The sequence below is a fragment of the Neisseria sp. P0021.S006 genome (assembly GCF_051956895.1).
Genome location: NZ_JBQCWZ010000351.1, coordinates 1 through 1,440 on the forward strand (window position 1 = coordinate 1; position 1,440 = coordinate 1,440).

1 protein-coding gene is annotated in these 1,440 nt (G+C 43.4%); it reads left to right on the forward strand.

Translation table 11 applies throughout. The annotated features are described in order from the left end of the window. The first annotated feature begins 254 nt into the window (after positions 1 to 254). On the forward strand, positions 255 to 1,388 hold the full coding sequence (gene nrdB, locus ACTHUM_RS14025; protein ID WP_004520359.1) for a class Ia ribonucleoside-diphosphate reductase subunit beta: 1,134 nt from the start codon (positions 255 to 257) through the stop codon (positions 1,386 to 1,388). The last annotated feature ends 52 nt before the right edge of the window (positions 1,389 to 1,440 follow it).

A 1,440-nucleotide genomic window follows, 5' to 3' on the forward strand; every position in this document is an offset into this window, starting at 1 on the left:
ATATAAAGAATTCATGAGCAATACAGAAACTGGTAAGAATCTCCTTTCTAAAATGGGAGAAATTGCAAAAAAAGTTACCTGTTTTACGGGGATTTTAGAGTTAGCTAATAAGGGTTTTGAATTAATTGAAAATATTAAAGATTTCAATAATTAATAAGTATGTTTTTAGATAAAAGAGATAAGTTTCACAATATTAATATTACCATTTTAAGTTAATCTAAAAAGAGCCCACTATGTCCTGCGAACACTTAACTATGTCATACAGCACCTTTTCCAAGACCAAAAACGACGCGCTGAAAGAGCCGATGTTTTTTGGTCAGCCGGTGAATGTTGCCCGTTATGACCAGCAGAAATACGAAGTATTTGAAAAACTAATTGAAAAGCAGCTGTCGTTTTTCTGGCGTCCGGAAGAAATCGACGTGTCGCGCGACCGTATTGACTACGCCAATCTGCCCGAACACGAAAAACATATTTTCATCAGCAATCTGAAATACCAAACCTTGCTCGATTCGATCCAAGGCCGCAGTCCGAATGTTGCGTTCTTGCCTTTAGTGTCTATTCCCGAGCTGGAAACGTGGATTGAAACGTGGAGCTTCAGCGAAACCATCCACTCGCGCAGCTACACTCATATCATCCGCAATATCGTGAATGATCCTTCAGTCGTGTTCGATGATATTGTGCAAAACAAATACATCATCGCCCGTGCTGAAGACATTGCCTGCTATTACGATGATTTGATTGAATACACTCAGTATTACAATCTGTTGGGCGAAGGTTCGCACAATGTCGGCGGCAAGCTTGTTACCGTATCTTTGCGCGAGTTGAAGAAAAAACTCTATCTCTGCCTGATGTGCGTCAATGTATTGGAAGCTATCCGCTTCTACGTTTCATTCGCCTGCTCTTTCGCCTTTGCCGAGCGCGAATTGATGGAAGGCAACGCTAAAATCATCAAGCTGATTGCCCGTGACGAAGCCCTGCACCTGACCAGCACCCAGCATATGCTCAACCTGATGCGTGCCGGTGCCGATGATCCTGAAATGGCTGAAATTGCGAATGAATTGCAGGACGAGTGTTTCAATCTCTTCAAAAAAGCAGCCGAACAGGAAAAAGAATGGGCGGCCTATCTGTTTAAAGACGGTTCGATGATTGGCCTGAATAAAGAAATTCTGGCTCAATACGTTGAATACATTACTAATCTGCGTATGCAGGCGGTTGGCCTTCCTGCCGGATTTGAAGGTGCGACCCAAAATCCGATTCCTTGGATCAACGCATGGCTGTCTTCTGACAATGTACAGGTTGCGCCGCAGGAAGTGGAAATTTCCTCTTACCTGATTGGTCAGATTGATTCGGAAGTCAATGCCGACGATTTGGGCGATTTCGAGCTGTAATCGAACATTCGGTTTTATGATCAAGGCCGTCTGAACGGTGTGGCAGAAATCT

What these genes read in the sequence shown, in the direction of transcription:
- nrdB (WP_004520359.1), top strand. Translation starts at nt 255, where the DNA reads ATGTCATACAGCACCTTTTCCAAGACCAAAAACGACGCGCTGAAAGAG.